The organism is Cytobacillus mangrovibacter, assembly GCF_042865275.1.
Classification (GTDB): Bacteria; Bacillota; Bacilli; order Bacillales; family Cytobacillaceae; genus Cytobacillus; species Cytobacillus mangrovibacter.
Map to the genome: position 1 here is coordinate 145,785 of NZ_JBIACJ010000005.1, position 24,776 is coordinate 170,560.

The 24,776-nt window shown below is 35.8% G+C and carries 20 protein-coding genes and 2 pseudogenes; 3 read left to right on the plus strand and 19 right to left on the minus strand.

Annotated features, from left to right (window positions below; all coding sequences use genetic code 11):
• Nucleotides 1–91: 91 nt before the first annotated feature.
• The 18 genes and pseudogenes from ACFYKT_RS11085 to ACFYKT_RS11170 form a co-directional block, all read right to left on the minus strand.
• Nucleotides 92–1,108 carry a rod shape-determining protein gene (locus tag ACFYKT_RS11085; protein ID WP_389219432.1) on the minus strand — a complete coding sequence of 339 codons (1,017 nt, stop codon included), beginning with the start codon at nt 1,106–1,108 and terminating at the stop codon, nt 92–94.
• Between the two features lie 146 nt (nt 1,109–1,254).
• Nucleotides 1,255–1,458 (minus strand): annotated as a pseudogene (locus tag ACFYKT_RS11090) (JAB domain-containing protein); the annotation flags it as partial.
• Nucleotides 1,459–1,561: 103 nt separating this feature from the next.
• Entirely contained in the window at nt 1,562–3,373 is a 1,812-nt protein-coding gene (ltrA, locus tag ACFYKT_RS11095; protein WP_389219756.1) for a group II intron reverse transcriptase/maturase, read from the minus strand.
• Between the two features lie 605 nt (nt 3,374–3,978).
• A pseudogene (gene radC, locus ACFYKT_RS11100) lies at nt 3,979–4,470 on the minus strand (RadC family protein); the annotation flags it as partial.
• 54 nt (nt 4,471–4,524) lie between these two features.
• Nucleotides 4,525–5,097, minus strand: coding sequence for a Maf family protein (locus ACFYKT_RS11105; RefSeq protein WP_389219433.1), 573 nt, complete (start codon nt 5,095–5,097; stop codon nt 4,525–4,527).
• A 232-nt stretch (nt 5,098–5,329) separates the two neighbouring features.
• Nucleotides 5,330–6,415: a stage II sporulation protein B gene (locus ACFYKT_RS11110; RefSeq protein ID WP_389219434.1), complete on the minus strand. Its 1,086-nt coding sequence runs from the start codon at nt 6,413–6,415 to the stop codon at nt 5,330–5,332.
• A gap of 161 nt (nt 6,416–6,576) precedes the next feature.
• Complete coding sequence (locus ACFYKT_RS11115; protein ID WP_389219436.1) at nt 6,577–7,026, minus strand: type II secretion system protein; 450 nt, start codon at nt 7,024–7,026, stop codon at nt 6,577–6,579.
• Between the two features lie 24 nt (nt 7,027–7,050).
• A complete protein-coding gene (locus tag ACFYKT_RS11120; RefSeq protein ID WP_389219438.1) occupies nt 7,051–7,827 on the minus strand; it encodes a pilus assembly protein PilO in 777 nt (258 codons plus the stop codon).
• Nucleotides 7,824–8,489, minus strand: a complete 666-nt coding sequence (locus ACFYKT_RS11125) for a PilN domain-containing protein (RefSeq protein WP_389219439.1) — start codon at nt 8,487–8,489, stop codon at nt 7,824–7,826. The genes ACFYKT_RS11120 and ACFYKT_RS11125 overlap by 4 nt, the downstream gene beginning before the upstream one ends.
• 3 nt (nt 8,490–8,492) lie before the next feature.
• Complete coding sequence (pilM, locus tag ACFYKT_RS11130) at nt 8,493–9,491, minus strand: type IV pilus biogenesis protein PilM (protein WP_389219441.1); 999 nt, start codon at nt 9,489–9,491, stop codon at nt 8,493–8,495.
• Nucleotides 9,492–9,503: 12 nt separating this feature from the next.
• Nucleotides 9,504–10,250 (minus strand): prepilin peptidase, encoded by a 747-nt coding sequence (locus ACFYKT_RS11135; protein WP_389219758.1) that lies wholly within the window; start codon nt 10,248–10,250, stop codon nt 9,504–9,506.
• A 33-nt stretch (nt 10,251–10,283) separates the two neighbouring features.
• Nucleotides 10,284–10,736 carry a type II secretion system protein gene (locus ACFYKT_RS11140; RefSeq protein WP_389219442.1) on the minus strand — a complete coding sequence of 151 codons (453 nt, stop codon included), beginning with the start codon at nt 10,734–10,736 and terminating at the stop codon, nt 10,284–10,286.
• Nucleotides 10,737–10,844: 108 nt separating this feature from the next.
• The gene (locus tag ACFYKT_RS11145) at nt 10,845–12,050 is read right to left on the minus strand and encodes a type II secretion system F family protein (protein WP_389219444.1); all 1,206 of its coding nucleotides are present in this window, start codon (nt 12,048–12,050) and stop codon (nt 10,845–10,847) included.
• Nucleotides 12,037–13,092: a type IV pilus twitching motility protein PilT gene (locus ACFYKT_RS11150; protein WP_389219446.1), complete on the minus strand. Its 1,056-nt coding sequence runs from the start codon at nt 13,090–13,092 to the stop codon at nt 12,037–12,039. The genes ACFYKT_RS11145 and ACFYKT_RS11150 overlap by 14 nt, the downstream gene beginning before the upstream one ends.
• An 11-nt stretch (nt 13,093–13,103) precedes the next feature.
• Nucleotides 13,104–14,765, minus strand: coding sequence for a GspE/PulE family protein (locus ACFYKT_RS11155; RefSeq protein WP_389219448.1), 1,662 nt, complete (start codon nt 14,763–14,765; stop codon nt 13,104–13,106).
• 21 nt (nt 14,766–14,786) lie between these two features.
• Nucleotides 14,787–16,142 (minus strand): VanW family protein, encoded by a 1,356-nt coding sequence (locus ACFYKT_RS11160; protein WP_389219450.1) that lies wholly within the window; start codon nt 16,140–16,142, stop codon nt 14,787–14,789.
• A gap of 19 nt (nt 16,143–16,161) precedes the next feature.
• Nucleotides 16,162–16,938 carry a PRC-barrel domain-containing protein gene (locus ACFYKT_RS11165; RefSeq protein ID WP_389219452.1) on the minus strand — a complete coding sequence of 259 codons (777 nt, stop codon included), beginning with the start codon at nt 16,936–16,938 and terminating at the stop codon, nt 16,162–16,164.
• Between the two features lie 55 nt (nt 16,939–16,993).
• Nucleotides 16,994–18,334 carry a hypothetical protein gene (locus ACFYKT_RS11170; RefSeq protein ID WP_389219454.1) on the minus strand — a complete coding sequence of 447 codons (1,341 nt, stop codon included), beginning with the start codon at nt 18,332–18,334 and terminating at the stop codon, nt 16,994–16,996.
• 157 nt (nt 18,335–18,491) lie between these two features.
• Between ACFYKT_RS11170 and ACFYKT_RS11175 the strand changes: the two genes are divergently transcribed.
• The 3 genes from ACFYKT_RS11175 to ACFYKT_RS11185 are packed head-to-tail and all read left to right on the plus strand — an operon-like array spanning nt 18,492 to nt 21,552.
• On the plus strand, nt 18,492–18,998 hold the full coding sequence (locus tag ACFYKT_RS11175; protein WP_389219456.1) for a type IV pilus modification PilV family protein: 507 nt from the start codon (nt 18,492–18,494) through the stop codon (nt 18,996–18,998).
• Nucleotides 18,982–19,515, plus strand: coding sequence for a hypothetical protein (locus tag ACFYKT_RS11180; RefSeq protein WP_389219458.1), 534 nt, complete (start codon nt 18,982–18,984; stop codon nt 19,513–19,515). The genes ACFYKT_RS11175 and ACFYKT_RS11180 overlap by 17 nt, the downstream gene beginning before the upstream one ends.
• Before the next feature lie 15 nt (nt 19,516–19,530).
• Nucleotides 19,531–21,552, plus strand: a complete 2,022-nt coding sequence (locus ACFYKT_RS11185) for a hypothetical protein (protein WP_389219460.1) — start codon at nt 19,531–19,533, stop codon at nt 21,550–21,552.
• A 74-nt stretch (nt 21,553–21,626) separates the two neighbouring features.
• Here the strand turns inward: ACFYKT_RS11185 and ACFYKT_RS11190 are convergent, their stop codons facing one another.
• Complete coding sequence (locus ACFYKT_RS11190; protein ID WP_389219462.1) at nt 21,627–24,452, minus strand: VWA domain-containing protein; 2,826 nt, start codon at nt 24,450–24,452, stop codon at nt 21,627–21,629.
• Nucleotides 24,453–24,776: the final 324 nt, after the last annotated feature.

The window sequence follows — 24,776 nt, forward strand, 5'->3', positions numbered from 1 at the left end:
TATAATGTCGATACAAGAACGGAGCCCGATCACTAAAATAACTGTGAATGGGCTGTCGTCTTGAAAAAACTATCTGCTTACCTGCTTTGGATTAACGAGAATCCTTCGCTTTGTTCTTAAATAAATCAATATGATCTAATGCCTTCCCAGTACCAATAGCCACACAATCAAGCGGATTTTCCGCAATTAGAACAGGCATATTCGTTTCTTCACTGATCACTCTATCTAAATTACGAAGCAAGGCACCGCCACCAGTTAGGACAATTCCCCGATCCATTATATCTGCCGCTAATTCTGGCGGTGTTTTTTCAAGTGTAACCTTCACAGCTTCTACAATAGAGTATACCGTATCATGTAAAGCTTGAGAAATTTCTTCTGCAGTAATTTCAATTGTCTTTGGAAGACCGGTCAATAAGTCACGTCCACGGATTTCTAAATTATCAATGCCTTCAGGCTCTCCAGCCGATCCAATTTCCATCTTAATCGTTTCAGCTGTCCGATCCCCAATTAAAAGATTATAGTGCTTGCGAATATAATTAATAATGGAATCATCCATTTCATTTCCAGCAACACGAACAGACTGGCTTGTTACAATTCCGCCTAAGGAAATGATGGCAACCTCTGTCGTTCCTCCGCCAATATCAACAACCATGCTTCCTGTAGGCTCCCAAACAGGCAAATTGGCTCCAATAGCTGCTGCAAATGGCTCTTCAATCGGATAAGCGTCTCGAGCACCAGCTTGGCGAGTCGCGTCAATAACTGCGCGCTGTTCAACAGCTGTAATTCCCGAAGGCACACAAACCATCACATACGGCTTTCCTGAGAATAAGCCTTTCGTTTTAATCGCTTGATTAATATAATATTTCATCATCACGGCCGTTGTTTCATAATCAGCTATTACACCGTCCTTCATCGGACGAAGTGCAACAATATTTCCTGGTGTCCGGCCAATCATATTTTTAGCATCATTTCCAACTGCCACAATGGCTTTCGTGTCTGTTTGTAAAGCAACAACTGAAGGCTCCCTAACAACTATTCCCTTGCCTTTAATGTATACAAGTGTATTTGCAGTCCCCAAATCGATTCCAAGGTCCTTTGTTCCAAACATAAGTGTATCTCCCTTTCTGATACGAAATGCAATAAATTAAGATAAAGTTCTATTCAAATTCTTTAGTTCAAAAGACTAATTTTATTTGTTTAGATGTCAAAAAGCATAACTAATATTATAGCTTATCGACAAATAAAACAAAAGTGTTATAAATACCCTTTTTCCTTTAAACTCACAAATTTATTCTCTCCAATAATAAGATGATCGAGCACATCAATGCCAATAATTTTCCCACATTCGACAAGACGTTTCGTCACCTCTATATCTTCTCTGCTTGGTGCGGGGTCTCCGGAGGGATGATTATGGAGGCAAATAATCGAGGCAGCGGAACGCCTAAATGCTTCTTTGAAGTAGGGTAAGTACCCGGCGCCTTTCTTAGTTACCTAAGTAGGTTTCCAAGAACTCCCCTCCAAACCGTACGTACTCCTCTCAGAGTATACGGCTTTCCATTTATCAATCTAACTTTCCGTTGTGTAAGTCATGATGGCATGGCACACACATGGCAATTGTCTTGCGATTTCTTGCAATCATGATTTGTTCCCATCGTTTCTTGCCTTTCAAATCTTTGAGCTTATTGACATGATGCATTTCCAATGGAACATTTTCTGCACCACACCATTCGCATTTTTCAGCTAAAAGGCGTTCAATGAGACTTGTTCTACCACCGTAAAGTAACGTATTTTCAATTATATCGACTGACTGTTTTTTGATTTCCGAGTTCTTTTCCATTCGTTGTTCCGTAAAATAGGCAATTTTAGGGCCTTTCTTCGTTTCATAACGTATACCAAATTTCCCGTTTATTTTAAATTTTGTAATGATTTTACTAACTGTGCTTTTGTACTTATTAGCATACGTTTTAATCATGCTGTATTTCATTGTTTGTCGGAAAGATTGAAGGACATGAGCATTACTTGCTAGGCGATAATAATTATATAATCCCTCAATTTCCGCATTATACGTACGAAGAATTTCAAGGTCATCATTATGCACTAGATAAGGACGATGAATAGGTTTCCAGCCATTTTTACTGCCAATTTTCAATGCACCTAAATCAATGAGTTTTTTGAAGTATTTTTCATGAGGTACGAATAGTTTTGTTTGATAGTTAAACTTTCGTTTCTTTGTGCCATTTGGCATTTTCATTCTGTGCCAATCTCTTGCCACTCGTATATCGTATCCTAAAAATCTAGCGTTTTTCTCACTATGTGTTATCAACGTTTTTTCAGCACTCAATTCTAATTTGAGCTTTTCTGCAAGGTAGTCTGTTAAATCTTTCTTGATTTGTTCAGCTTCCTTTTTACTACCAATGACACTGATAATAAAATCATCCGCGTATCTTACATATTTCATTCGACGATAGTTTGGATCAAAAAGGTCTTTGCTATCATGGCTTTGTAATTCTTTATATAAAGCCTTTAAGTCTCTAAGCCTTATAGCTTTTTCCTCGTTAGTAAGTCGTGCCCAATCACGTTTATTTTTACTTTTACAGTAATTAATTCTTGATGCTAGGTTATGATAAACAAGATTATGTCTACGTTTTTCACCTTTATTAAAGGATTCCGCATAACCTTCTACATATTTATCTAAATGATGCAGATAAATATTCGAAAGCAATGGACTAATGATTCCCCCTTGAGGCGTTCCACTGTAGGTTTTATGAAAAGTCCATTCTTCCACATAACCTGCTCTTAGGAATTTCCAAATTAAATTAATTAATTTTTCATCCTTGATGCGTTTCCGTAAAAGTTTAATTAGTACATGATGGTCGATATTGTCAAAGAAACCTTTAATATCCCCTTCAATAAACCATCTCGTACCTGTAAAAGTATTACGTATTTCCTTCAAAGCTGTGTGACAGCTACGATTCGGTCTAAAACCATGTGAATGATTTGAAAATTGCGGTTCGTAAATACTTTCTAGTATTCGCCGAACAACTTCTTGCACCAATTTATCCTCAAAAGTTGGGATACCCAAAGGTCGTGTTTTACCATTTTTCTTTAGGATATATATTCTCCGTGCTGGTTTTGGTTGATATGTTTGTTCTCTTAGTTTTTCGATTAAACGCTCGATTCTATCTAAACTCATTCCATCAATAGTGTCATTATTAATACCTTTTGTGTTGCTTCCTTTATTAGGATAGAGTTTGGCATAGGCTTCAAAATAAAACTCGGTATTATACAAATTTCGATACAATCGTTCAAATACATACGCTTCGTCTTGTGCTTTGGAAGTTAGACCGCTTAACACTACTTTTGGATTTCTTATAGAGCCTCTCGCTCCTTCCCAATTTGGTATTAAACTAGATAAACTGTTCTCCTTCGCCATGTGATAGGCTTTCCCTATCTCGGACTACTACGAGAACTCCGTTGCCATATCAGATATTCAGCATCATCTTTCTTGCTTTTTAGCTTGAAATTTGTCACCTTATCAGGCATTATGCATAGCTATACTTACAGCATTCTGACTTAGGCAATCCCCATTTAGACATTTAGAAACATAGCACTTCATAGTTTCGGATGTGATTTTCACTCTTTTCTTCCATATAGAAGATGGACGAAGTAGTATCACTTCATATTTCTCGAAGTTTTTAAGAAACATGCATACTTCGCACAGCGTAAATCGTTACCTCCCGCTGAAGGTCCCCGTAGTCCTCCTTGAGCTATCATTCAAGCAATCCAGCTTTCATCCTTGTCTATGAATTTTCATCTCGCCATTCAGTCGTGCCTTGGTAACTAGACAACTTATGGCTTTTCCAACATGCTACACTCCCCGCTTGGTTTCCCTTACGGATAAGTTGGCTGATGATAGGGTAAAGATCGTGATATTTCCCTACTGCTTTGCTAGCGCAGATTTTCTAAATGCCCTTATGGGCGCACCACCTCGCGAGGGTGTACGATCGAGGCATTTAGGCTGCCGATAAAAATAGTTTGTTTGTGCAAGACTTGGTTTTTCGTATTTAAATACAGACAGACAAAATGTTCTTGTGAGAGGAATCTCATATCATTCATGACGTATTTTGCTCCATCTTCTGGCGAACGAATGACATACCGATCGTCAAATGAAAGATTTGAGATCCTTCTGCCAATCTCCACTGCCGCAAGTAATTGAATAGCCTTTGCTTTCCCAATTCCTTTGATGGCAGTGATTTCATCTAATGATGCATCCTTTAATAGCCTTAATCCTTCAAAATGGGTGATAAGCCTATTAGATAATTGCAGAACAGATTCATCCTTTGTTCCTGTCCGAAGCAGAATGGCTATAAGTTCATGTGTAGATAAGCTTTGCGGTCCATGTTGAATAAACCGTTCCCGTGGACGCTCATCTTGTGGAAAATCCCTAATCATCAAGGATTCAGTGTGCATAAATAAATTTCCTCCCTTTTTTCGAGTGTAAGGGAGTTGGAGATGAGAAAGTAATTAATGAGGAATGACATACCCTGCATTCTTCAATTCTCGAACGGTTTTCGAAACAGGAAGGCCGACAACAGAAAAATAATCGCCGCTAATTTCTTTTACAAGCATACTGCCAAAGCCCTGGATGCCATAGGATCCTGCTTTGTCAAACGGTTCACCGGTGTCAATGTAAGCATTAATTTCTTCATCTGAAAGCTCCCAAAACACCACATCCGTTTTCACATTAAATATAATTTCCTTCTGAGGGGTAATAATTGAAACCCCTGTGTAAACAGAATGCGTTCTTCCAGCTAGTGCCTTTAGCATCGAGAATGCTTCCATTCTGTCCACTGGCTTGCCTAATACAGTCCCATCTAAAACAACAACCGTATCAGCCCCGATCACAAATGAATCTGGGTATTGCTTGCTTACTGCTCTAGCCTTTCTATTGCTGAGCTCCATGACAATTTCTCCAGGTGTCAGCTCCGGATCAAAGCTTTCATCAACATCACTGCTGGAAACTTCAAATGTCAAATGAAGGTTTTCAAGAAGTTCTTTTCGTCGTGGAGAAGAAGAGGCCAATATGAGGTTTTGCAATTTCATCACCTTACCTTAATAGTTGTATCAATTTGGGAGATACATTGTAATCGTATCAAAATTCTACAGGACAAACAATTTTTAACCGCCAGAAAACGAAAAAATTCACAATTAAAAGCCTGTCGAAAAAGCCAACAGACTTCATTATTTTGTATTATTTCCTAGAAAATATTCGAAAAATGGAAGGGTGTTAACTAGTTTCAAAAATAAGAATCTCTTAGAATGAAGCATTTTATAAGGAATGATAGACTGCAAGAAAGCTAAGCAAATGCTGTTGAAGCTTTGTTAATGTGGTTTGATCTGGGGTTTGCTTATATGAATCTAGTTGTTGAAGTGCCTGATCAAGTTCTCCTTTTAATGCAATAACTCCCTCATGCTTAAGCGAATCCCCTTTGATTCCATTTAGTGCTTCACTTTGTTTTTCGATATTCTCAAGTGTAGGTGCTGATATTGACATTGAACTAGCTGCTTCTGATGCACCAATTGTAAATGATTGATAAATTGCTTGTGCGGCTTCAAGTATTTGTTTCTCTTCGCCTTGAAGATTATCAAGCGACTTTCCATCGAAGCTGATTGGCTTTGCAAATACTTCAAGTCCCTTATTCTTCAACTGTGTTCCTATTTCTTTCGCATGTTCTATATTGTCAGCCACGCTTAAATAAAGTGTAGCTTGCCCATTTATTTCTACTACCTCGGCTGGTGCCCCCATCTGAATAGCCGTTTCCTTTATTTGCTCCGCTGCTTCCTTACTTGAGAACACACCTCCCTGAACAACAAAAGTACTTAGTGGTTCTAAAGCAATCGTCTCTGCTCCTTCAGGCTGATTGTTCGTTTCTTCTGGTGCCGGTTGTGCGACAACAGGCTGTTCCGTAGCCGTTTCATTTTCAGTAATCACCAGTTTTAACAACAGAAGGCCAAAGCTTGTCCCTAATAAAATGGCAAAGAATACGGTTAAAAACATCCTGGAAAGCAAACCATTTTTCTTATTCTTCTTTAAGCTATTACTAAAGTTTCCCATCCCTTTTTTATTTGTCTTTCTTGGTTGTTTTGCTATTTGATATTCTTTCACTTCTACGTCTGATGCTGACGATTCATCTGGTAAAATCCAATCAAACTGATCATCCTCTGCTGTTTCCTTTGATGCAGCAGCTTCGATTGAAGAAAAGTAGGCACCCTCTTTGGGGAAATGTTCGCTTGATTGCTCGCTATTCCCTTTCGCTGCTAGTCTATCACTTTCTATTGACTCGGTTTCCTTAAAAGTATGATTTTTCCCATTTATTTTAATCGTAACGGTCTTCCCGTTCTCCTTCCCATCCACATTTTATCCTCCCCTCATTCCTATCAATGACTGATTTTGTTCCATCCTATCATATTGACAAAAAAAAATAACAAGACTTTTGTCGTCTTGTTACTTGGGATTTTCGTCAAATTTTTCATAATGAAAGGAGCTACTTTAAATATACAACCGCATTTGTGAAACTAATTCACTGTTATAAGATCAGTAGATAATTCAGCAATCGGAATAGCCTGTTCTTTGCCATTGAAAGAACATAGGCTCCTCTTTTCACCTTTTAAGCAAACCGCACTCACACTCACTTTGTTAATCACAACGTATATCTGGTCAGACGGAGTTATGTAATTCCCCGTATCAGGATCCTTGATTTGTTCGATGAAGTGATTGTCTACCAAAGTTTTATATGTTAGCTGTTCAGGCAGATCCTTATCATTCGCTGCTTCTTGTCTAATGTAAAAACTTGCTGCTTCTTTTATAGCAAGAGCGTTCCCAATAAATGATCTATCTTTCATGTTTTGAATGACGGTTGTAATCGCAATAATACCAATCGATGCAACAATACCTAGAATGACAATAACAGCTAATAATTCAATTAATGTTAGGCCTCTTTCATTTAGTCTAGTAATTTTATTCATAACTAGACCTCTTTTCCACTATTCTTATGGCTCATTCACTTCTTCATTACTTGCATCAGAAAAACTACTCAGCGGGTTTTTCCTATTTGAAATTTCTGGTGTATCAAGGGAAGGTATCTCATCAAGCAAGTCTTCTAACTCAGGATAATAGTAACTAGCGATCGTAAGTTCAAATTGAATAAATTCATTCCCTTGCTCAACTGAATAAATTTCTTCCAATCCTGTGAACCTTAAAGCTTCAACTTTCACAATCCTTTTCAATTGTTCTAGACTATCAATAAACTTTTCAAGCTCGAAATACGTTTTTGCTTCTCCAACCATTGAAATTGAAATCTTTTTGATCCCCATTGGTAAAGTTTCTTCTTCGACTGAAGTGGAATCTAGTGAATCTGTATTATCTGAATCGCTAGTTTCTTCGGCAGTCGCTTCCTTGCTTTCACCCGTTTGAAAATCAATTTCTTCATCTTTACTTGAACCATCTAATTTCAGCTCATTTACTGTTGTATCAGAAATAATTTCAGCTTTCTCTATATCAAGCAGCAATTGATCAAGAAGTCGTTTCACAGGTACTTGCTTCTGGAGCTCCATAGAGCTTAGGACTGTTTTTTCATTTGATTGCTTTAGCGAATTTTCAATAATCGTCAGTTCCTGATTAGCCATTTTCAGTTCTGTTTGCTTTCTTTCCAACTTTTCATTTACAGGCTGTAAGAATAAAAAGTATGCACCGGCTGAAAGTGCTCCAACTAGTAAAATAGTAATTATACTAATAAAGATTTGTTTCTTCGATATTTGAAGGTTCACGGGGTTGTTCCCCCTTCCACTTCTTCTTGATTAGTATCTTTGTCTTTTTCATTTTCTGTTGACTTACCATATTCTTGATAACTTGCTTTTAAAGAAGATACGTTAATAATCAGTTCATATTGTGCGACATATCGTGGGAGAAACTCCTCTTCTTTCGTTTCATTATCCTGGTTATCCTTTGATATCTCGGTTGTTTTCGCTTCGTTAAGAACAGCTTCCTCAATCCAATCTAATGTGAATAATGAATGTAAGTAATAAGCCGCTTCACTTTTTGTATCAAATTGCACTGCAATATTAATGGTATTCTCTTCATTCATTTCAAACTCAGTTACAAAGCCTCTATCAGGCAGTATCTTCGTCAATTGCTGCAAAACATAAACCGTATTATATGGCTGTTCTTTTGCCCATTTTATAGCTGTTTCAAGATCATTTATAGAGGAGGAGGATTCATAAGCAGTTAGTTTACTTCTCTCCGCATCCAAGATGACATTTATCTGTGTCATTTGATTCTCAAGCTTTTCTACTTGTTGATTTTTATCTTTTATAAACAAGGAGAAAATCACAACAGCTAGAATTAGGATTAAAATGATCAAGGCAAAAATAATATATACAGCTTTCGATTTTTTTTCTTTTTGTGGGAGTAGGTTAATTTCTACCAGCATTCATTACACCTCTTTTAAACCTAGTCCAATATTGAGATGAAAAGACGCCAGGTTTGGTATTTCCCCATCCAATCGCAAATGACTATTGTCTAATCGAATAATAGGAATTTCTTGTCTCTTTTCTATTTCAGAAAAAATATCCTCAAGCCACGGATGATCTCCATCTATTAATATTTTTGTAATTTGTCGTTTGCCTTTATTGATAGAATAACGGTAAAAGTTCATGACCTTATCAATTTCGGAGTATATATCCTTTAATGCGTTGAGTACTTCCAAATGGTCTTCCTTATATACAGGAGCTTTATAAATACCCTTTTCAGGCTTTGCATTTTCCCAATTCATTAGGTCAATATTCATCGGTAAATGTCTCATAACAACAGGTTTATGATTTTCAAATACACTCACATTAACAGTTGTTAAATCAAATTGAGCAATTAATAAATTTTCATCTATCTTCTTATTGTCAAGCTCGTAATATAAACGAAATAATGCTAAAGGGGATATATCTGCTACACTTGGCTTTAGTTTTGCCTCTTCAAGGACATCTGTATAATCCCTTACAATATCCTCTGGAGCAGCGAATAATAAAATCTCCTTTTGGGTGTTTTCTCTTTCAGGGAGCAAATGGAAATCGAATACGGGGTCTTCAAACGGAAGATGGATGCTCGTCCCTAATTCCATATACAAATAGCCTCTAATTTCATCCTCTTCTACATCTTTCGGAATGGGCATTTTCCTAAGAACAATAAATTGATCAGGCACAAGAAAGGAAACCGATCGATTCTTCAGCTTCCAATCTCCGACACATTCTTCTAAAATAGCAATAAGTGTTTCATGATCAAGGATTTTCCCGTCTTTAATAATCCCTGCAGGCAAATGGCGTTCTTCCCATTTCTGCACTTGAATCCCTTGCAGATTCTTAATTTCAGCATAACGGATGACATGGTCTTTTATAATTAAACTAATCGTGCGCTGTTTTCCAAGCTGAAGACGAAATCCCATTTTGAAAACTCCTTAAATAAATGAATAAAGATACCATTCTAGTATTCTCTCACCATAAAAATAGGCTACAAGTGTACCTAAACCGATATATGGCCCAAATGCCATCGGTTTGCCTTTTTTCACCTTGCCTAAAAGCATTCCAATTATGCCAAAGAGAGCCCCGAATAATGTTGCGAAGAAAAACGAAAGCAAGACTAGCTTGACACCAAGCACAATCCCAATAACCGCAAATAGCTTTATATCGCCGCCGCCCATCCCGCCTTTACTAATAACAGCAATAAAGAGGAGGAGGGTAAAACCAACAGCTGCACCTGCCACTGAATCCCACCAAGGACTTAATGGAAGAAAGATTCTTTCGCCTATAAAAATGATTGCAAATACAAGCAGTATCTTATCAGGGATAAGCATATATTTATAATCAGACACAAATATAATGATCATTAATGAAATAAGCGTCCATGCAATTATTAGCTCGAAGCTCCATCCAATGATAAGAGGAGCTGCCATAAACAGCAAACCTGTCATCAATTCAACAATCGCATAAAGAGGAGAAACCGGCGCCTTACAGCACCGGCATTTTCCACCTTGAATTAAAAATGAAATGACCGGGATTAACTCAAGCGGCCCTAATGTGTGGTTACACTTTGGACAATGTGATCTTGGTTTGACGATGGACTCCTTCATTGGGACTCGGAGTCCGACGACGTTGAAGAAGGAGCCGAGAACAATACCATAAATGAATGAAAAAATAGAAATCATTAAATCCATAACGTATTATACTTCCTCCGGTTATTAACCTCCTGTTGGAGTAGTAATAGTTATTCCAGTTGTGCTTCCTTTTTGTTTATCATCATTAATAGCTTTTACAGTTGCACCTGAGAATGTTATTTTGTTATTTCCTACGGTCTGTTGCGGCGTAGTAATTTTATAATCTTTACCATCGTAGACAACATAGTAAGCACCTGTAATTGTTACACTTTCAAGATATTCCTGTAAATCAGTACTTGCTATCTGCTTATTTTCCGGTAATTTATCTACCCCATTAGCAGCAACATACATTTTAGCAGCATTAATTATCTGTATCGCATCTGCCTTCACAGCATCTTCCTTTGACTTCTGAATAATCCCACCAATACTCGGAATCGCAATTGCCGCAATAATCCCTAAAATAACAATAACTGCAAGTAATTCAATCAATGTTAAACCTTTTTGATTCTTTAATCTTTGGCCTAATTTTTGTAACATGAAGATTCTCCTCTTTTTTAGTATTTTGTGATTTATTACCTAGATTTATTATACTAGATTATTAAAGTAGTAAAAACATAAATTGTTAATTTTTTGCAAAATATGATCTTATCCGACATGTTGGAAAATATCGAACATTGGCACCATAATCGAAGTCACGATTGTTCCGACAATTCCAGCTAGAAAGACAATCATTAACGGTTCAATCAATGATTTCAGGCGATCTGTGGCACTTTCAACTTCCTTTTCATAGAAGTCGGCAACCTTTGACAGCATGGCATCCAAAGATCCTGTTTCCTCCCCAATTGCAATCATTTGCGAGACGAGAGGTGGAAAGACCCAGTGCTTTCTCATCGGTTCGGTGAGCGATTTCCCTTGCTCAAGTGAATCCCTTGATTTCCGAATTACTTTTGCAACGACTTCATTTTCAACAATATTTTCGACAATGCTCATTGCTTCCAATATTGGTACCGAGCTAGCAAATAATGAACTTAATGTTCTTGTCATTCTTGCCAATACAGCCTTTTGAAGCATTTTTCCGAAAATAGGCATTCGAAGGATCGCATAATCTAAGTAATACTTTGTTTTTTTGTTATTCTTTATAAGAACAAAACCTATGAATATTGCAATAAACAATAGAATAACAAGCCACCAAAACTTTTGCATGAATTCACTGGAATTTAATACAAACTGTGTAATAGCCGGCAATTCACCGCCAAAATCTTTAAACATTTCTACGAAAGTAGGAACAACTGAAACGAGCAAAAAGATAACTACAGCAACTGCAATAATTGCAACTGCAACGGGATAGGCAAGAGCTGAAACGATCTTTTGCTTCGTAAAATGCTGCTTTTCAAAATGAACTGCAAGCCTTTCAAGTGTATCATCCATATTTCCGCCGGCCTCACCTGCCTTAATCATATTGACAAACATTCCTGTAAAAATCTTTTTATGCTTAGCAGCCGCTGCCGATAACGGATTTCCTTCTCGTAAATCCTGCTCTATTACAAGCAAAGCTTTTCTTAATGCTTTACTTTCTGTTTGCTGGGCGAGTATGGCCGTAGACTCTACGACAGAAACACCCGCTTTAAGCAGTGTAGAAAATTGCCGTAAATAGATAACAAAATCTTGAAGCTTTACCGGGTTCCCAATGGTTATATCTTTCGTTAGCAGTGTTTCTGGAATTTCATTAAATTCTAGCACCCGTATTCCTTTTTCTTTAAGCTGCAGAATGGCTTCACGCTTAGATGCAGATGTTATCATCCCTGACTTTTTACCTTTTTTATCACGACCGCTATATTTAAACCGGGGCATGATCATTCACCTTTTCCTGCAGATAAGGTAATGCCAATTCTTTCGCAATGAGACCTTCCTGCAAAAGCTCTTTAATGTTTGATTCTAACGTATGCATGCCCTGGGCACGGGAGGTTTGCATGATATTAACGATTTGATGGATCTTTTCGTTGCGGATTAAATTGGCAACGGCTGCATTATTCATTAAAATCTCCGTTGCCGCTTTTCTGCCTTTTTTATCAATCATCGGAAATAACCTTTGCGACATAATCGAAACGAGAACAGATGCCAGTTGGATTCTTATTTGCGCCTGCTGGGCTGGTGGGAATACATCAATAATTCTGTTTATCGTTGCTGGTGCACTTGATGTATGCAATGTCCCTAATACTAAATGCCCTGTCTCAGCAGCTGTTATTGCCGTCTGGATTGTTTCAAGATCACGCATTTCCCCAACAAGAATCACATCCGGATCTTGACGAAGTGCTGCCCTTAATCCATTGGCAAAATTATTTGTATCAAAACCAACTTCACGTTGGTCGATAATCGATTTATTGTGTTTATGAAGATACTCAATTGGATCCTCTAGCGTAATAATATGTTTCCTCATTGTTTCATTCATATAGGCTATCAACGAAGCTAATGTAGTTGACTTCCCACTTCCCGTTGGACCAGTAACAAGTACAAGTCCCTGTGGTTTCAAGGCAATTTTCTTTAGAACCTCTGGCAGTGCTAATTCATCCAACGAAGGTATACTAGTTGGAATGACTCGAATAGCCATTGCAATACATGAACGCTGGAAATAGGCATTTACCCTAAACCTAGACACACCTGGAATCCCATATGAAAAGTCTAGTTCCCCTTTTTCCCTGAATTTCTCCCACATATGTTCAGGAATAATTGCTTTAGCCATTCCTTCTGTGTCGGCAGGAAGCAATGTTTCTTTTCCATATTTCTTCAGATCACCGTTTATTCGCATGACGGGTGGTACTCCAATCGTCAAGTGAACATCCGAGGCTTTTAATTCATAACCGGCCCTAAGCAGAAGATCAATTTTATTTTTCATCATTTGCACTCCTAATCAGGGATTGCTACCCGTAAAACTTCCTCTGTTGTTGTCATACCTTGTTTCACTTTTAACAACCCATCATCAATTAAGAAAATTGTCTTATTTTTCACGGCGAGCTCTCTAAGCTTGGAGAATGCTTCCCCATTCATAATGACCCTTCTGATGGCATCATCAATAACAAGCACTTCATGAATCGCGACTCTTCCTTTATAGCCCGTCATATTACAGGAAGAGCATCCTCGGCCACGAACAACTTTCTCAATCTTCATTCCTCGTTTGGCAAAAATCTCAATTTCTCGCTTTGATGGCTCATGTGCTTGAGCACAATCTCGGCAAACTTTGCGAACAAGCCGCTGGGCAATGATACCACTAACTGAGGATGCAACTAGAAATGGTTCAACGCCCATATCGATTAAACGAGTAATCGAGCCAAGTGAATCATTCGTATGCAGCGTACTTAAGACAAGATGCCCTGTCAAGGAAGCTCTAATTGCTACTTCTGCAGTTTCCTTATCACGAATTTCCCCAACCATAATTACATTCGGATCTTGACGCAATATCGCCCTTAGCCCAGCTGCAAACGTCATCCCAACATTAGAGTTAACTTGGATTTGATTGATTCCTTCCAGCTGATATTCTACCGGATCTTCAACAGTAATAATATTCACTTCTTCACTATTTAATCGATTCAATGCTGCATATAGAGTCGAGGATTTCCCAGAACCCGTTGGACCTGTAATGAGAACGATTCCTGTCGGCTTTCCAATCATTTCCGTAAAACGATGTAAGTTTACTTTGTTAAATCCTAGCTTATTCAGATCATTCAATGAACTCCCAAGATCCAGAAGACGCATAACAATCTTTTCCCCATAAACGGTTGGCAATGTAGATACCCTCAGATCAACAGGATGAAAATCTAAATTCATTTTTATTCGTCCATCCTGTGGAATGCGATGTTCTGTAATATCCAGATTAGCCATAATTTTTATTCTCGCAGTAAGTACACTTTGCATATGCTTCGGGAGCGCTCTTTCTGTTCTTAAAACACCATCTACTCGATAACGGATTATTACCTTTGTTTCATGTGGGTCAATATGGACATCACTGGCCTTCATTACGGCAGCATTCGTTAACACTTGATTTACAAGTCGAACAATTGGTGAATCTTGATCAATAATCTTAGCCTCTTGAACTTCTTCCGTACTAGAGGGACCACCAAATAACTCTTCTAATCCTTCGTCCATATCATAATACTTATTAATCGCCCGAAGGATATCATCCTTTGTAGCAATGGCTGCCTCGACATGAAAGCCTGTCGATAATCGCAAGTCATCAATCGTAAAAAAGTCCATTGGATCTGCCATCGCTACAAGCAGCTTATCTCCTTCTTTTTTCAGAGGAATGATAAGGTTTCGTTTCGCTAATTCTTTTGGAACGATCGTAAATAATTTCACATCAAACGGATATCGATATAGACTGACATGGGGAATCCCAAGCTGAAATTCCAACACTTCAATAAGCTGTTGTTCTGTGATATATCCTCTTTCTAGTAAGGCATCTCCAAGCCTTTGTCCATCATCTTTTTCCTTTAAAGCAACCTGAAGCTGCTCCTCAGTAATTAGCCCTGATTCAACTAACAGGTCCCCGAGCCGCTTTCGAATCTGGTTCATCTCAATCCCTGCTTTAACGACTTATTTTAGCGATTCATTTGGTTTACCCCATAAATCGGATTCTTGTCCAACCGTATTGTTGCTTGGATCCATATTCTGATCGGAGTCAGTATTCTTTTCACTGTTTCCTGGTATATCAACTTGATTATCTGTTGTCTCGTTTGCTTGGCCTTCACCTGGAACTGTTGGATCTTGACTATTGTCCCCATTTAAACTAGTTGACTCGTTAACAACCAAACTATGAATAATTACCTCATGTACAGGAGGATAGAAATCCTCCGACACCGATTCAGTTCTTAGTAGGTTTCCAGATTCATCAAGGATTTCCCGGTCTACTTTAATAAGGATGCCTTCGATTCCTTTTTCCGCAATCTTTTCTTCTCCAAAAGAAAGTTTCCCATCATATTGAATAATTTTCTTAGGTTTAAATGTCTCTTTGTCCTTCAAGATAACTTGATATTGATAAATAAATTTAGAACCTTTTAGTGAGACATATAATAAATTATCAACATATTTAAACTGTAAGATGTATTTTTCATCATTTGGGTTTGTGATTATAAAATCCATATTCTTATTCGGATCTACCTTAGCCTCAAATCCGATCTCTGCATAATCTGGCAATCTTCTACTAATATGCCTTTCAGTAATCGCAAAATTCGTAGATAAAATTGTTTTATAGATTGTTGAGGAAACAATGCTCAATGTCTTTTGATCAAATGTTTTCAATCCACTTTCTTCTAATAACTTCAGTATTGATAATTGACTATGCGGTTCGATTTCAATCTTTGGAAAGTTCTTTATCCAAGTGTTAAGAGAATGATCTGAATCCTGCAGAGAAGTAGTTGATTCAGCAACAAGTTCATCCTCTTTACTTTCTAAAAAGTACTCCTGCAGCTTTATCGTATGCTCACCTTGCTGTAGTCTAGCCGCATAAATTAACAGTCCACTTTTTAACTGGCCAATATTAAAATCAGCACTTGTTAGCTCAGGTGATATTTCCAAAAGGAAGTTACTAAGCGCATCATCGTCTATATCAACAAATAACTCATTTTCTTTCCCTTGCTGTGTATTTTCGATTGTTTTTTCAGGCTGAAATGTATAAAGGCTAGTATCTAATTCTATTGCTTTCTCTTTATACTGCAATGTAATTTTTATCTCATTACGCCACTTCTCTTGTTCTTCAGCTAAGTGCCTTAATGCTTCCACCTGGGACATATTTGAAACTTCTACTGACCCGATCTTTGTGTTTATCGCAAATACATCACTTTTGTTGAATACTTTTCCATATACAGAATTCCCAAGATAAGAAAAGCAGAATATAAATGCTGTACATATCGTTACAATCATGTACAACTTTAAACTGAAAGTATTTTTCAAACTAACCACCCTGCTTTATTTATGCTTCCACATTCATCGACAATTCGACAACTACACTAGGGCCTTCTTTTTGTGCTTTCAATATATCTTCACGTGTTAAAACTGCATTTTCAAATATAATAACATTGCCTTCTAAATCCATGATATCTTTCAGAACTCTTTTCCCATTTAATAACTCAATTTGTTTTTCTTTTAATGCATGTTCTTCCTCATTTTCTTGCAGTACCAAAGAACTAGGAACGTTATCTTCTAATAGCTCTCCAGTTAAACCAGCTTCTACATCTTTCTGGTAGTTTGGATCTAAATGTGAAGAGTGCTCTAGAAATCCTTCACTCACATCTTCCTTAACAATAATGATATCCTTTCCGTATGTTAATACATAGCTGGATAGCATTGTCGCTTCACTTTCCCCAAGAATAAGGTCCAAACCTAAGATTTGCCCAGTTGCATCATCCGTATAGAATTCGGTTACCTCACCAATGAGTTCCCCTTTTCTTGTCATCACTTTCGTATTATTAATCTTAATTTTTTTATTAACGAGCTGATTCGCAATAGGAATTTCATTCAAGTCAATTACTGCATGATCACTTTCAATCGTAACTGCATACTCCCCTATTCCAACAACCCTTTTAAAAGGGATTGCCTTTACACTTACTTGCCACTCTTCATTTTCAATTGTTAAGAAATCAATGGAACCTTTTTCTGGATTTATTACTAATGATTTAACTTCCCCAATTTGTTGGCCATCAGCAATACTAATAATTGGCAAACCTGTAATTTGTGAGCTTTTTTTCATTTTCTCCACCACACCTGACTATTTATTCGTAATTCCTATTATAGGGCATTTCACACTATTTTTCGTCAAATTTTTTATCATAATATGTTAGTAAAAATTGGACTTCTTGAAGTAATATTGGATATTCACGGTATTTCGCTTTTAAACTTTTCAGTAATTCCTTTAGTTCTGCATATTTATTAATAGAGTGGTAATGCTTAATTAACAGACTAGCAAAAGTATAATACTCAAAATACGGCATTTTCGGATGCATACATTCCTTAAGCAATTGCTCATATTGATTAGCGTCTAGCATTTTCTTAGCCAGTTCAACCTGAGCAATTAATGTCTGAAACATTTGCCGCTGCAAATCATTCTTTTCCCCTTTTTCCGTTGTATTGATGGAATCAATATCAGATGGTTCTTGAGATACGATGATAAGCGATTCTTCCACTACTATTTCTTCGTACACATCTTTCACATCTAATGTTGACTCAAGCGGCTTGTCAGTTAGTTCGTCTTCTGTATTATCCAACTGTGATAAAATCTCTATATACCCTTCTTCATTAACAGGGTTTTCTTTGTTGAATTCTTCTAATTCCTTCTCCTCAGCAACCGGTATATCCACTAATAGTTCAATCGTACTTGCTGCTTCTTGCTTTACACTTTCAAACTCTGACAATATTTCTAAAAATTCATCGTCATGCTCATTAGCTTCTTTTTCTAAATTTATTGAAATTAATTTATTCTGTTCTTCTTCTACTTCAGATTCATTAATGGAAGGAAGTGATTCTTCTGATGAGTCAAGTATCAATTTCTCGAGTTCAGACATATAACCTAATTCCACGATACTCTCTATTTCTTCAATCTTATCATCAACCTCCACATCATTGTTCTTGTTAAATAAAGGCTCAATTATTTCTTCTTCTATTTCTAGATTTGCATGCGGGTCAACTGAAGATTCTATTATCTTTTCATACTCATCAATAACAAATAGTTCATCATTATCAATTTCCTCTTTAATTTGTTCTTCTTCACCTACTCCCGCAATGTCCTCAATCTTCTCGTCTTCAAAATCAATTTGCCCTATTCCGTCTAACATATGAACATTATCAGGCAAATCCTCTAAATGAGCAGGTGTATCAAAGGAACTTTTAGTCCCTTCTTCTTGATCAATCAAAATTAGGTGTTTCATTTTTTTATCCAATAAATATGAACTAAGAACAACAAGGCTAAAAATAAGTAAGACGCTTTGCCACCAATCAAAAATAGCATTTCCAGAAAGTCCTATTAATGCAAGCAGAAAAGAAACAGCAATAATAAGCAGCTTTCCTTTCTTAGTTAGACCAAGAGGAAGGAAGTAGACCAAAGGAACTACTAAAATCAATGATGCAAATGCAAGTAGGTAAATATTCATAAACTCACCCCTTTCTTTATTATAAACATAGTGAAGGTCGATTTTTGTAATAATTTGTTACAATTTTCAATAAACAACATATTCGGACCTATTACAACAAATATAGACTTTAAAATATTGTATAATAAGATAAGCTATTTTGAAAGAAGGGGAAAAAATGAAATTTAAAAAGGTCCTATCTAGTTCAAAAGGATTAACTCTAATTGAAGTATTACTTTCCTTAACCATTCTAGGAATTATATTAATGGGTTCAATGAAGTTTTTTTCCCAGGCTTATAGCTATACGAATATGAATCAAAAAAAGACAGCTGCTATTAATGTTGCGAGAAATGCCCTGATGTATATTGAGAAGGATAATTTTATTGTGATAAGAGATACGTTTGAAAACAAAACGGACGAAGAATTATCCATATATATATGTAAAGATAAATATAGCAAGTTTTGGAAGGAAGACGATATTGATTCCAGCTGTAATCCGATTAAAATTAATAATGTTGAATATAAAGTAATGATCCGTGCTGATAAGGACGAATTAGATAAAGTGAATTATAACGAAATTCGTTCATACTATTTTCCTTTAACAGCGTATGTTACTTGGACGATAAATGGAAAAGAGAATTCCACAGTATTGGAAGGGGCTATAAAAAGTGAAGATATTCGATGAAAGAGGAGTGACCTTATACGAATTATTAGCTACCTTAGTCATTTCGGTGATTGTTTTACCAGTCATTTATGGCGTATTCTCTTCGGGAGTAAATCTATATAATAAAATTCAAGTAGAAGGACAATTACGAGATGATGCAGATTATACTGCTACTATGATTATGAATACTTTTTATTCTTTTCCCTTTGATTATGTAAGGAAATGTGGGGACAACTGTATCGAATTAGTGGATAATACACAAACGTCTATAACTAAAGATAATAATGAGAATCAAACGTTCTATCGTATTGATCAAGATCATAAAAAAGCAGAAGCATCGGTGAAATTAGAACTCGATGAAATTAAAAAAGTATTTTTAATAGATGGGAAATCAATTGATACTGTTTCTGATTTCAGCAATTCATCAATAACTCTATCATGTGATGGATGTGGAGAAGGGATGATTACTTTAGACTTTAAACTTGATGATAAAAGATTAAAAAAGCCATTAGAATTAAAAAGCCAATTCGGATTTTAAAAGGGGCTATACTAAATGATTAATAATGATCGTGGAAACACCTTAATTACTGTTCTCTTAGCCTCCCTCGTCTTTACTGTACTTGGCATGGCTATCGTTGCCTCTTCATTAGGAGGTGCGAAGAAAACAGAAACAAGAGAAAGTGATATTTCACTAACCTATGATGCGATTAAACTTGTTGACCAGATGACTTCAGATCTTGCTAAGGTATTAGAAGACAAGCAATTAGATCTAGAAAAATACCGCAGCAAAAGCAATCAGACAATAACGGTTGATAGTAGTTTTGATACAAAATTAAAAGAAGAATTACTTGAAAAGTTAATTATGCCAAATAAGAACAATGAAGTATTAGAATGTATAAATATTATTGATCTTAGCGAAGAAGGCGATACACGCTATATCGATAGTGAAAACGCTTGTCTTGGAGCTTTATCCGGCTACCATTCCTTTAATATTGATAAAAGGGATGATTTCACAAGGGTCTTCGATATTGTTCTTGTTACTAAAAACCCAATAAAAACAGAAGGAAAAATCTCTCGCACCATCACAAAGCGGCTTATCTTATCACCATTGCCAAGTTTTCTAAAATATGCGGCTGGAGCTGATGGAAATCTAATCCTTAATGGTTCTCCAAATTTTGCGGGTAATGTTTATGCTAATCATTTAACATTAAACAATGAAGCTGAATATCAATTAAGGGATGAGAAAGATACTCAAAAAATTAACACACCAAAGTCATCCATTAATGGAGACTTATATAGTAGAACTGCTAATCTTTTGTCCATTTTAGAAGAAAAAAACTTTTACAAAGGAAAAGTTCCAATCCTAAAGCATGATAGTCAATTTATTAATATTGAATTTGATAAAACGATGATTGAAAGTACAAATGAAGTATTAGCAGACAGCGACTTGGAAACAAAAACAATTGTAAACTCCTTTTCAGAAGATCTTAAAACAGAAATTAAAGATTTTCCTATCGAATCAGAGTTTATAAATAATTGTACTATTCCTAATGAAGATATGAAAAATATCGATGAGGGAAATGGATCACAGCTAAATCCACTATCTATTATTGATAAATCAGTAGACCCCGTCAGTATTAGCTGCATTAATAGTGACAATGAATGGTTTAAAATAACAAAGCCTCTTAAAGTCAATGGCGACCTTATTATAACAAGCACCAATCATCCAATAGACTTGGAGAAGAATTTAGTGGTTGATGGGGATTTATACGTTGTCAGTAATAAAGATATTACCATTAAAGATAATGTATATGTTACTGGAGAAACGCATGTAATTAACTTCGGTGGGCAGTTAACGCTCGAAAAAAATCTTATTTCTGCGGATACGATTACGATTACTTCAGAATTTCATGCAGATAATGAAAGTGGTATAGCCGCAGCTACCACTACATTAAATGGAGACATTATTGGTGCTAATGAAATTTTTATTAAACCAATTAATTCAGCTATCGAAATAAATAAAAATATCTTTGCCTATGACGATTTATCTATTATGGGGGACGATGAATTAGGTACATCGAAGGAAAATGATGAAGTCATTTTCGACTCGGTTGTGTATGCTGGAAAGAATGCCTATATCTCGAATGTGAATATATCCGGAGCTGATAATAATAAAAAACAGCTTATCCTGTTAGCAAAAGAAGAGCTGCTTATTACAAGAATCAATGAATTTAAAAACTTTAAACCTTTAAAGGAAAATGGAGCACCCTATTTGCCTATTGATGATAATGATATCCAACCATTGAAAGGATTCTTTTATACTGAAGACCAAGCTGAATTATATGGTGTCGGTTCCCTTTTCTATATTGACGGTGGCATATTTGCTAAGAAAAGTCTTACAATTAATGCGATTCGAGGTGAAGTAGAGGATATTACCGACCTCCCCCATTTACAAGAAGATTACTTCTCCCGTTTCATTGTTAATTATGACCAAGATGTTTTGCTAAAAAGAATTGAAGCCCTACCGATTGTTGACCAACTACAAATTTTTTCTGACGAGCTGATCGTAAAATAAGAGTTAACAAAAACGGGGCTGATTAAATTCAGCCCCATTTTTTGTTTGACTTCATATTAAAAAGCTTTTGAATGTTACCATCTTCCTCCCCCTGGAGGGCCACTGTTGTTTCCTTCATTTTTATTGACAATCTCAAACAATGCAGAAGCTTTTGGTTTGGTCTTATCTTTCTGCTCCTCTGCTTGCACTGTGATCGTTGAATAACCAATATCTTTCCCTACAATAAACCATTCTCCATTATCATTTACAATACCGACTTGAGCTGGCATTGATGACTTTACACTATCTAACTCTCTCTTCGTTGCTTTTATTGGGTTAAAAATCAGCAAATCTTTCACTGCTAATCTTTCACCTTTTTCAATCTTATAAACTGGTTTATTAAATTTTATTTCCTTTAATGAAATATATGGATCTTTTACAATAACTTTAACTTTCACTTCTATGTTGGAACCATCAGTTGTTTTGACAATTAAATACGTTTCTCCATCTGATTTACCAAGTATAGTTTTATCATCAATTAATTCAGCTTTATTTCTATTTTCTATTGATATTTCTAATTTGGTATTCGTAGCCTCAACAGGATTTATCTCAATTTCAAAAGACTTTGTTTTATCAACTTCAACTTCTATTGGATTTGGATTAATCGTAACTTTTTCAATTGGCTTTTCAATTATTATTGTTTTTGTAATCTCGATCTTATCAATTGCAAAACCGCCAACTGCTTTTACTTTAATCGTATTTAATCCAGAAGTAGTGACTCCTATAAGTTGAGATGGATTGAATTCAGTCCAGCTAACATTTTGCTTTTCGTTTTGGATGGAATAATAATATTTAACACCTTTACCTGCTACAAGATTGGAGAGTTTGACTTGAATAGTTTCAACTGCTTTATCTCCACTATTATATTTATCACCAGTTTTCATACCTATCATTTCAAAGTCAGGCTGTAAATAAATCATTGCCTTCTCATTATCAAAATACGTAACTTCTATTGCCGTACTCTTTTCACCACTAAAAGTCATGTCTTTAATTGCCTTATTCTTTAGACCATAATCATTTGGAAACTCAGTTTGTCCTATCTTTGCTCCGTTTTGGTTTAAATCAACCTTTGTGATTAGCCCGGAAGCATCTCCATCATATGCGTTATTTGGAAACTCCTTCAATCTGACCTTTAAATTAATCGATTGATTTGATGCTGCAATCGAACTAGTCTGGTTGCCAAACCTACTATCAGTATATTGAACAGTAGCTAAAGGCATTTTTACATTACTTAATGCCCACTCTCCCTTTAATTGAAACGTAGCAGCCAACTGAGTTGGGTCAAACTTTCCATTACTGTAATTAACCACTTGGGCTATATTAATTTGTGCTCCTTTCTTTCCGTCAGGAGTAGTAACTGATGAAACACCATTTGCAGGTACAATAGAAACACCATCTGGCAATGGCTGAATAATCTTGATATCTGTCAGTTTTCCTATCACCTTGTTATCTACTAATCCAAATGGGGTTAATGTATAGTTCACTTTAAATTGGTTAGATTGTTCTGTTGAACCAGAAACTTTAATTAAGTTATCTGGTGTATTTGTAATTCCTTCTAAGCCCATTGTTCCTTGGAAGGTAGGTGCAGCATCTTTCTTCACTTCTATCGTTACTGGTCCATGTTTCTTTTCTTTAAATTCACCTTTCAAGTCAGTATAGGTCATAGTTATATCATCAAAAGTATAAGTACCAATCTCTGAAAAACTAAATGGTAAAGAAAGATCAACTGGCTGAGAGGCATTCTGATTAAATGGAAATTTAAAATTGTATTTCATAGTTACAATATTATTTTTTTCTGTGGCTGTTGGATTCTCAACTAGTTTAACTTTTCCATTAAACTTACTTAAATCAACCTTAATTTCAGCTGTAATTGAGGGAGTTCCAACATCCTCAGAAATCTCCCGAAAAATAGATGTAATGTTGTCTTGAGACGCCTGTCGGGCAGTAGCTCCTGTAATAGATGAAAGCTTACGTAAGTATTCCATATCTACATCATTTTTATTTCCAAAACCTATTGAAAACAACTTTACATCTTGCTCAGCTAATAATTGTGCTCTATCTTCTCCATGCTGCTTGATTGCTTTAATTGTATCGTCTTTACCGAAGTTTTCTTTATCATATGAAAACAAACTATAACTAAAAGTGGCATTATATCCAGAATAAGGTTTGCTACCTAATAATTGATATTCAACATTTACTTCTTTAGTGACTTTGCAATTCCAAATACAAAGTTTTTTATTAAATGTTAAAACTTCATCATTTTTTGAAACAGTCGGCTCTCCATCTGTCATAAAGATTATATACTTATTATTTTCCTTTTCGACTTTAGGTTTTTCATTTTGTAATATTTCAAGCGCTTTTTCAAAGGATTGTGTATAATTTGTTCCTCCATTTGGTTGTAAGCCATTTGCTCTCTCTTTAATTTTATCTAGCCCACCTTTAATATCTAACGGGCTATAGCCTACTTCCTTTTCAACATCACTAGCAAAAGGAATAAAAGCAAAGTTATCTTTTGGCCCCGCATTTTCTTTAAAGAAATCAACTGCTTCTATCATTGCTTTTTTTGCACTGTCCATTTTTCCAGAATCTTTCATTGAACCTGATTTATCAAAAATAAAAACAACATCTATCGGATCTCTATACTCATTTGTTGTTTTCCCACTTGGTGTTAAATGAAAATCAAGACTGCCTTCTGCATTACTATTTTGCGGCTTTACAATTTCATTTTGTGAAGGCTTAACTGTATAATCAATAGAAGGAGTGTCTATGCCATTTGCTGAAACAGTTAGTGAGGAAAAAGATAATAGCAAAATAAAATGCAAGGCAAGAAAAGAGATAAACCATTTTCTTTTATTCTTCAAATTGTCTCCTCCTTAATAAAACTCATATGTCTATATTACTACTATTATACCAATCTTCCTATTTAATCCATAGCGTTAATTTATACAAATTTATTAAATCTTTTTCCACTTTTTCAACAAAAGACAAAAGTCTCAAATTTTTTTGGGGACTACAAAAGGAAATGACTGCTTATACCAATTAAATGGTATAAGCAGTCATTTCCTTTCTTTTTGTATTAATTTAGTTTTTTAATTTCGTAATCAATAAAGTATGTTAACGCAGATAAATGTTTTTGATTTTGTTCTCCTGATACAGAATGTATATTCTGTAAAAAACATAATAAA